The sequence below is a fragment of the Flavobacterium sp. AJR genome (assembly GCF_002156885.1).
In the GTDB taxonomy this organism is placed as follows: Bacteria; Bacteroidota; Bacteroidia; order Flavobacteriales; family Flavobacteriaceae; genus Flavobacterium.
In genome coordinates this window covers 180,124-188,956 of sequence record NZ_NCWQ01000002.1, presented here as the reverse complement: position 1 = coordinate 188,956, position 8,833 = coordinate 180,124, and the positions used below count along the sequence as shown (strand labels likewise).

General features: G+C 34.4%; 6 protein-coding genes. 2 read left to right on the top strand and 4 right to left on the bottom strand.

Features of this window, described 5'->3' with window-relative positions; all coding sequences use genetic code 11:
- Nucleotides 1–119: 119 nt before the first annotated feature.
- Genes rpsJ through rpsL form a run of 4 tightly spaced genes read right to left on the bottom strand, consistent with a single transcriptional unit; the run spans nt 120 to nt 3,486 of the window.
- Entirely contained in the window at nt 120–425 is a 306-nt protein-coding gene (rpsJ, locus tag B8T70_RS01220; protein ID WP_011963470.1) for a 30S ribosomal protein S10, read from the bottom strand.
- An 11-nt stretch (nt 426–436) separates the two neighbouring features.
- The gene (gene fusA, locus B8T70_RS01215) at nt 437–2,593 is read right to left on the bottom strand and encodes an elongation factor G (RefSeq protein ID WP_086893628.1); all 2,157 of its coding nucleotides are present in this window, start codon (nt 2,591–2,593) and stop codon (nt 437–439) included.
- 10 nt (nt 2,594–2,603) lie between these two features.
- A complete protein-coding gene (gene rpsG / locus B8T70_RS01210; RefSeq protein ID WP_007803600.1) occupies nt 2,604–3,080 on the bottom strand; it encodes a 30S ribosomal protein S7 in 477 nt (158 codons plus the stop codon).
- Nucleotides 3,081–3,102: 22 nt separating this feature from the next.
- Nucleotides 3,103–3,486, bottom strand: a complete 384-nt coding sequence (rpsL, locus tag B8T70_RS01205) for a 30S ribosomal protein S12 (protein ID WP_007136570.1) — start codon at nt 3,484–3,486, stop codon at nt 3,103–3,105.
- Nucleotides 3,487–3,667: 181 nt separating this feature from the next.
- Between rpsL and B8T70_RS01200 the strand changes: the two genes are divergently transcribed.
- Together B8T70_RS01200 and B8T70_RS01195 are read left to right on the top strand one after the other, a co-directional pair.
- On the top strand, nt 3,668–5,380 hold the full coding sequence (locus B8T70_RS01200; RefSeq protein WP_242667412.1) for a ShlB/FhaC/HecB family hemolysin secretion/activation protein: 1,713 nt from the start codon (nt 3,668–3,670) through the stop codon (nt 5,378–5,380).
- A 202-nt stretch (nt 5,381–5,582) separates the two neighbouring features.
- On the top strand, nt 5,583–8,822 hold the full coding sequence (locus B8T70_RS01195) for a SusC/RagA family TonB-linked outer membrane protein (RefSeq protein WP_086893627.1): 3,240 nt from the start codon (nt 5,583–5,585) through the stop codon (nt 8,820–8,822).
- The last annotated feature ends 11 nt before the right edge of the window (nt 8,823–8,833 follow it).

Sequence of the window (8,833 nt, the reverse complement as noted above, 5' to 3'; positions counted from 1 at the left end):
CGCAGCTTTTAAACCGAATCCTATTTTTTAAGAGGTGCAAAAGTATAACTTATTTACACACAAACCAAAAAAAATATTTTTCGCCTAAAAGCAGCGTCCTTTTTTTACTCTTGAACTACTTAAACTTTGATCTCAACCTCTACTCCACTTGGCAATTCAAGTTTCATTAGAGCATCAATAGTTTTAGATGAAGATGAATAAATATCAATTAATCTCTTATATGACATTACTTCGAATTGCTCTCTTGCTTTTTTGTTAACGTGCGGAGAACGTAGTACAGTGAAAAGTTTTTTATGTGTTGGCAACGGAATTGGACCTGTTACAACAGCACCGGTACTCTTAACTGTTTTTACAATCTTTTCAGCAGATTTATCCACCAACATGTGATCGTAAGATTTTAGTTTTATTCTGATTTTTTGACTCATTTTCTTAAAGATTAAGCGTTTCCTTTTGCTTTTTTGATAACTGCTTCTGAAATATTAGAAGGTGTTTCAGCGTAGTGTGAAAATTCCATTGTAGATGTTGCTCTACCAGATGAAAGCGTTCTTAATGTTGTTACATAACCAAACATCTCTGATAAAGGCACATCAGCCTTGATAGTTTTAGCACCATTTCTATCACCCATGTCATTAACCTGACCTCTACGACGGTTGATATCACCTACGATATCTCCCATGTTTTCTTCTGGTGTAATAACTTCCATTTTCATGATTGGCTCAAGAATGATTGCCCCAGCAGCTTTAGCCACTTCTCTATACCCCATTCTAGCCGCTAACTCAAAAGAAAGCGCATCTGAATCGACAGGGTGGAAAGATCCGTCAGTTAAAGTCACTTTTAAACTATCTACTTGATATCCTGCTAAAGGACCAGTTTTCATAGCTTCACGGAAACCTTTTTCTACAGATGGAATATATTCCTTAGGAACGTTACCACCTTTTACAGCATTAATAAATTGCAATCCTACAGGAACTTTACCATCAACTTCGTCAGCTGGCTCAAGCGTAAATACGATATCACCGAATTTACCACGACCTCCTGATTGTTTTTTGTAAGTCTCTCTATGTGTTGCACTTCTTGTAAACGCTTCTTTATACTCAACTTGAGGCTCACCTTGGTTCACTTCAACTTTAAATTCACGTTTCATACGATCTACCAAGATATCTAAGTGAAGCTCACCCATACCAGATATAATAGTTTGCCCTGAAGCCTCATCTGTTCTAACTGTAAATGTCGGATCCTCTTCAGCTAATTTCGCCAAAGCCATACCCATTTTATCTACGTCAGCCTTAGTTTTAGGCTCAATCGCAATACCAATTACTGGCGCAGGGAATTTCATTGACTCAAGAATAATTGGGTGTTTTTCATCACACATAGTATCCCCAGTCTTGATATCCTTAAAACCAACTGCAGCCCCAATATCCCCAGCTTCGATATAATCGATAGGATTTTGTTTATTAGCATGCATTTGATAAATACGAGAAATTCTTTCTTTATTTCCAGAACGCGTATTCAAAATATATGAACCTGCATCCAAACGACCTGAATAAGCACGGAAGAAAGCTAAACGACCCACGAATGGATCTGTAGCAATTTTAAATGCTAAAGCAGCGAATGGTTCTTTTACATCTGGACGACGAAGAATTTTTGTTTGATCTTCCTCTAATAAATCAGCATCATCAGGATGAATCCCTTCAATACCTTCTTTATCCATTGGAGATGGTAAATACTTACATACAGCATCTAACATAAACTGAACTCCTTTATTTTTGAAAGAAGAACCAGCAAGCATAGGAATGATTGCCATATCTATAGTAGCCGCTCTTAAAGCTTTGTTGATTTCTTCCTCAGTAATTGAGTCTTCATCCTCCATAAACTTCTCCAACAAATTCTCATCGTAGTCAGCAACAGCCTCAATAAGTATTGATCTAAATTCTTTTACCTCTGCAAGCATATCCTCAGGGATAGGCACAATATCAAAAGTAGCCCCTAAAGTTTCATCATGCCAAATAATAGCTTGATTTTTAACTAAATCAACCACACCTTTGAAATCATTCTCTTCACCAATTGGCAAAGTGATCGCAACTGCATTAGATTTCAACATATCTCTAACTTGTTGACATACATTCAAAAAGTTAGAACCTTGTCTATCCATTTTATTAACGAATCCCATACGAGGAACTCTATATTGATCAGCAAGTCTCCAGTTAGTTTCTGATTGAGGCTCAACACCATCAACAGCACTAAACAAGAAAACCAACCCATCAAGTACACGTAAAGAACGATTTACCTCTACAGTAAAATCAACGTGTCCTGGAGTATCAATAATATTAAAGTGGTAAGACAATGTTTCTGGCAAAACTTTACCTTGCTCTGTTGGAAAATTCCACTCACAAGTAGTAGCCGCAGAAGTAATTGTAATACCTCTTTCTGCTTCTTGCTCCATCCAGTCCATTGTAGAAGCACCATTATGCACCTCACCAATTTTGTGTGTTTTACCAGTATAAAAAAGAATACGCTCTGTTGTTGTTGTTTTACCAGCATCAATATGAGCAGCAATCCCTATATTTCTTGTATATTTTAAATCTCTAGCCATTTCTTATGAATTAAAATCTAAAGTGAGAGAATGCTTTATTTGCTTCAGCCATTTTATGAGTATCCATTCTCTTTTTAACAGCAGCACCTTCTTCTTTAGCCGCAGCTAAACATTCTGAAGCTAACCTTTGAGCCATAGATTTTTCATTTCTTCTTCTAGAATAAAGTATTAACCACTTCATTGCCATAGAAATCTTACGATCTGGTCTGATTTGCATTGGAATTTGGAATGTAGCTCCACCAACTCTACGACTACGTACTTCTACGTGAGGCATAACATTAGTTAAAGCATCTTTCCAGATTTCTAATGATGATTTTTCTGAATCTTGCTTTTTAGATTCGATGATGTCAATTGCATCATAAAATACTTTAAAAGCTGTAGATTTCTTACCGTCCCACATTAAGTTATTCACAAAACGCGTTACCAATTGGTCATTAAACCTCGGATCTGGTAAAAGTGGTCTTTTCTTTGCCGCTCTTTTTCTCATGTCTTTTTTTTAAAAGTTTAAATTACTTTTTTGCTTCTTTTGGGCGTTTAGCACCGTACTTAGATCTTCTTTGCGTTCTTCCTGCAACCCCTGACGTGTCAAGCGCTCCACGAACGATATGATATCTAACACCTGGTAAATCTTTTACCCTTCCGCCTCTAACTAATACTATCGAGTGCTCTTGTAAATTGTGTCCTTCTCCAGGGATGTAAGCATTTACTTCATTACCATTTGTCAAACGTACACGCGCAACTTTACGCATTGCAGAGTTTGGTTTTTTTGGTGTAGTAGTGTAAACACGCGTACAAACCCCTCTTCTTTGAGGACAAGAATCTAAAGCAACCGATTTACTCTTCTTAGTTATCTGAGTTCTTCCTGTTCTTACTAATTGTTGAATTGTTGGCATAATTAATACTAAAAATTTATTATGTATATTAAATTCCCGCTTTTTACGGGGTTGCAAATGTATAAAATATTTTTCACTATACAAACGTTAATGCATTAATTTTCAATAACATTATTTAACCTTATGATTTTTATCCCAAAGATTAGATATTTGCATTACTTTTAATAAAACACTTTTAAAATTGAAAACACTCTTGTCTTTATTACTAATAACCTCTCTAAGTTTACAATGCTATGCACAGTATTTTGAATTAAAAATAAACGGAGTCAACAATTTTGAAGACAAAACTATCGACTCCATCCCCTATCTAAAAAAACACAAAACAACAAAGTCATTAACTGATGAAATAGAATTATTCTCAAAAAAACTAACATCAAAAGGTTTTATCGACAATCAAATAATCACAAATAACCGCATAAACGACAGCACCTTTATAGTAAAATTTGACCTAAAAGAAAAAATAAACTCCATACATATATATATAGACAAAGAAAACCCCATTCTTAACAATATCTTTCCAAACACCATAAACAACATAATAACCATCCGGTACGAAGAGATTGAATCTTTTTTAAACAAAAAAATAAATCAACTTGAACATTTAGGGTACGCATTTACAAAACTAAAACTCACAAATATTCAACGAAAGAAAAACACCCTTTACGCAGACATTTCTATTAAGAATGAAAAGAAGAGAGAAATAAACTCGATTGTATTAAACTACACACAAAGCAACCAATCAAACATTTTTCCAAAAGGACACCTAAAACAGATTAAAAAAAAATATACTGGAAAAACATTCAATCAAGAAACTACTACAGAAATCTACAATGATTTTGAAAAATTCACTTTTGTAAAACAAAGCAAATTTCCTGAAATTTTATTCTCAAACGACTCAACCAAAATCTATATATATATCGAAAAAAGAAAATCCAACACTTTTGATGGCTACATAGGTTTTTCTAATAACGAAAACAAAAAAATAACTCTTAATGGATATCTTGACATAAACCTTGAAAACACCCTACATAGTGGAGAACAATTTTCTCTATACTGGAAAAGCGATGGAAACAAACAAACAACTTTCAAAAGCAAAATCGAGATACCTTACCTATTCAAAACACCAACAAGCTTAAAAGCTGAATTAGAGATTTTCAAACAAGACAGTATTTTTCAGAACACAAAAACCGCTATCGCTTTAGGATATTACATAAAATACAATTCCCACCTATATATAGGATACCAATCAACCGAATCGAGCGACATTCAAAATACAAACAGCGCTCTAATTCAAGACTACAAAAACCACTTTACAACGACTACATTTGAATACAAAAAAACAACTCCCGAAAATTTCATCTTCCCAACCAAAACCAATATTAACATAACTGCAGGTCTCGGAAAAAGAACAAACACAAACAACACAACTGAAGATTCAGAAGAGAACAAACAACATTATGCCAATATTGACTTAATTAACATTTTTTATATAAATATTAAAAATAGTTTTTACATAAGAAGTAAAAATTACTACCTCTGGAGCAACACATACCTAACAAATGAACTATATCGATTTGGTGGAATTAACTCCATAAGAGGTTTTGCCGAAAACAGCCTACAAGCCAATAATACCAATTTACTAATAACCGAATATCGCTACCAACCAACACCAAACTTGTACCTACACACCATTGCAGACTACGGTCTTTACCAAGACAAAACTACACCCGAGAACAAAAAAAAATTAAATAACTTAATCGGCATCGGAATAGGTTTAGGTATTTTAACAAGAAATGGACTGCTACAAATAACTCTTGCAAACGGAAGCACTAGTGAAGATCGAATAAAATTTTACAATAGCATACTTAACATCCAATATAATGTTAAATTCTGAAAATAACCCCGCATTAATTGCAAATAACGAAAACCAACCTGTAATAACATCAATAAAATTACACATATCTCAGTATTATAACATTTTTAATGAAATATACAATAATGTTAAATTTTAACTGAAACCAAAAAAAAAGTTTTATTTATTAGGAAAGTTAACAAATTATTAAGATTTTTGGCAGACTAATTCAAAATATTTTAAAATGAAACTAAAGTTCAATGGATTCTTAGTACTACTATTAGTACTAATGGCGCAACTAACTTTTGCGCAAGAGAGAGTTGTTTCAGGTATTGTTTCGGATAATACAGGCATGCCCTTACCAGGTGTTAGTGTATTAGTTAAAGGAACAAAAAGCGGAACACAAACTGATTTTGACGGTAAATACTCCATCAAAGCATCACCAACCCAAGTATTAGTATTTAGCTATATTGGGATGAAAACCCAAGAAATAGCTGCAAGTTCCACATCAGTGAGTGCAAAGCTATCAAGTTCATCAGTAGAACTTGAAGGAGTAGTAGTTACTGCATTAGGAATCAAAAGAGAGAAAAAATCTCTTGGTTATTCTGCACAAACAGTAACAGCAGAGCAGGTAAGCACAGTACCTACTGGAAACTTTGTAAACAACTTATCAGGAAAAGTTGCAGGTCTTAGCGTAACACAAGGAACAAACTTTGGAGGATCTACAAACGTAGTTCTTAGAGGGTTCAAATCTATGCTAGGAGACAATCAAGCTTTATTTGTAGTAGATGGAGTACCTATTCTAAACAACAACGTAAATAGCGCAGATCAAAAAAGCGGTAGAGGTGGTGTAGATTACGGAAATGCTGCATCAGATATCAACCCAAATAATATCGCAGAGATTAACGTATTAAAAGGTGCTGCAGCGACAGCTCTTTATGGATCAAGAGCTCAAAATGGTGCAATCATCATTACAACTAAAAAAGGAAAAGCAAGAAATGATCTATCAGTAGAATTTTCTTCTTCTTACATTATGTCTACTGTAGACAAAAAAACTTTCCCTAAATACCAAACTGAATATGGTCAAGGTTACAACGGGGAAGATAGCTGGGGTAGTTACCAAGGATCTAAACTTACTTCAACAGGTGATGATGCTTCATACGGACCTAAATATACTGGCGAAGATGTTTGGCAATATGGTGCCTTCACTCCTGGATCTGCTACCTTTGGCAAAAAAACACCATGGGTTGCTGCCAAAAATGGACCTATTGAATTTTTTGAAACTGGTACTACAACTGTAAATAATATCGCTTTAAGTGGTGGTTCAGACAAAGCCACTTATAGATTAACTTATTCCAACACAAATAGTTCTGATATATTACCTAATTCTTTATTAAGTAAGAATAACTTCAATTTTGCAGGAACTTATAAATTTAGTGATAAATTAAGCTCTACATTCAATGCAACTTATGTATCTCAAAACACAACAAACAGAAACTCTACTGGATACGGCGGAAACGCAATAGCTGGATTTAGACAATGGTGGCCAACTAATGTTGACATCAAAGAACAAAAAGAGCTTTATGGAATGAGTAATCAAAACTATACTTGGAATATAAAAGGCCCAAATAATGCAACCCCACTAGCTCCTGCTTTTTGGGACAATCCATATTTCCAAAGAGATCAAAATTACAACAATGATAGCAGAAGAAGATTTGCAGCAAACGCAAGCATAAGTTATGATGTATCTAAAAGCATCAACTTAATGGGTAGAATGGGTACTGATGGATTTAACTTGAAAACAGAAGACAGAATTGCTGTAGGCTCATATGCAAATGCATTAGGACTAAACACAGTGAACCAACCATCTGGTTACGCTTTAAATTTGTTTGATTATAGCGAACAAAATTATGATTTCTTAGCTACTTACAAAAAAGACTTAGCAGAAGATTTAAACCTTAATTTTATCTTAGGTACAAACTTTAACGTTCAAAGCAAATTTTCTGAGGAACAATCAACATCTGGAGGATTGTACATTCCTGGAATATACACAATCTCAAACTCAGTATCTGCTATAACACTACCAAGAACAATCAAAACAAGAAAAGAAGTTCTAGGTATGTTCGCACAAGCAACTTTAGGTTATAAAGGAACATACTATCTTGAAGGATCTGTGAGAAGAGATGAATCATCTGCCTTACCTACTGATAATAATACCTATTGGTATTCAGCAATATCTGGAAGTGTTGTGTTTTCAAATTGGTTAAAAGATATTGAATTCATCAACTTTGGTAAATTTAGAGCTGCTTATGCTCAAGTAGGTTCCGACACTGATCCTAACCTACTTATAAACAGCTATACTGCCAGAAATCCTTTCGGTACACCTGCTTATTCTTACAATACTACTGCAAAAAACCCTAATTTAAAACCACAACAATTAGACAATGTTGAGTTAGGTTTAAACATGCAATTTGCAGATAATAGATTTGGATTTGACGTTGCTTGGTTCCAAAACAAAGCTTACAACCAAATTTTACCTTTACCAGTATCAACAGCTACTGGATCACCGTTTAATAATATGAATGCTGGTACCTTAACAACAAAAGGATTTGAGGTATCCCTTAATGTTACTCCTGTTAAAACTGCAAACTTTTCTTGGGATGTTAATGTTAACTGGGCGAACCCTAACACTAAAGTTACTGAGTTAGCACCAGGTATTGAAAACATTCAGATCAACTCTTTACAAGGTGGAATCAGCATCAATGCCCCTCTTAACAGAGATTATGGTACAATCTGGGGAACAACATACGTATTAGATAATGCTGGTAATAAAGTTATTGGAGATAATGGTGCTTATTTAGTATCTACTACTACTGACAACGAATTAGGAACATACCAAGCAGACTGGACTGGTGGTTTAAACAACAGATTCACTTACAAAAACGTTTCTTTCAGCTTCTTAATTGATGTAAAAAAAGGAGGAAGTCTTTTCTCTCTTGATCAATACTACGGATACGGAACAGGTATATACGCAAATTCAGTTGGAAACAACGACTTAGGAAATCCTATAAGAAACACACTTGCTAATGGTGGTGGTGAACTTTTACAAGGTGTTATGGCAAACCCTGCTTATGTGCCTGGAAATGGACAACCACAATATGTAACAAACACAACGAGATTAGATAGATCTCAATCAAGTCAAGTTTTAAGTACAGATCCTCCTACTGCACATTTTGTTTACGATGCTGGTTTTGTAAAATTAAGAGAGGTAGCATTTACATATAATTTCCCAACAAGTTTATTAGGAAATTCTGTAAAAGGAGCTTCATTTAGCATAATCGGAAATAATCTATGGATAATAGACAAAAGCGTTCCTTATTCTGATCCAGAAGCAGGATTATCTTCTGGTAATACACAAGGATACCAATCAGGTCCTATGCCGTCAACAAGAAATATTTCTTTTAACGTCAAACTTAATTTTTAAAAAAAATGGAA

What these genes read in the sequence shown, in the direction of transcription:
- rpsJ (WP_011963470.1), bottom strand. Translation starts at nt 425, where the DNA reads ATGAGTCAAAAAATCAGAATAAAACTAAAATCTTACGATCACATGTTG.
- fusA (WP_086893628.1), bottom strand. Translation starts at nt 2,593, where the DNA reads ATGGCTAGAGATTTAAAATATACAAGAAATATAGGGATTGCTGCTCAT.
- B8T70_RS01195 (WP_086893627.1), top strand. Translation starts at nt 5,583, where the DNA reads ATGAAACTAAAGTTCAATGGATTCTTAGTACTACTATTAGTACTAATG.
- rpsL (WP_007136570.1), bottom strand. Translation starts at nt 3,486, where the DNA reads ATGCCAACAATTCAACAATTAGTAAGAACAGGAAGAACTCAGATAACT.
- rpsG (WP_007803600.1), bottom strand. Translation starts at nt 3,080, where the DNA reads ATGAGAAAAAGAGCGGCAAAGAAAAGACCACTTTTACCAGATCCGAGG.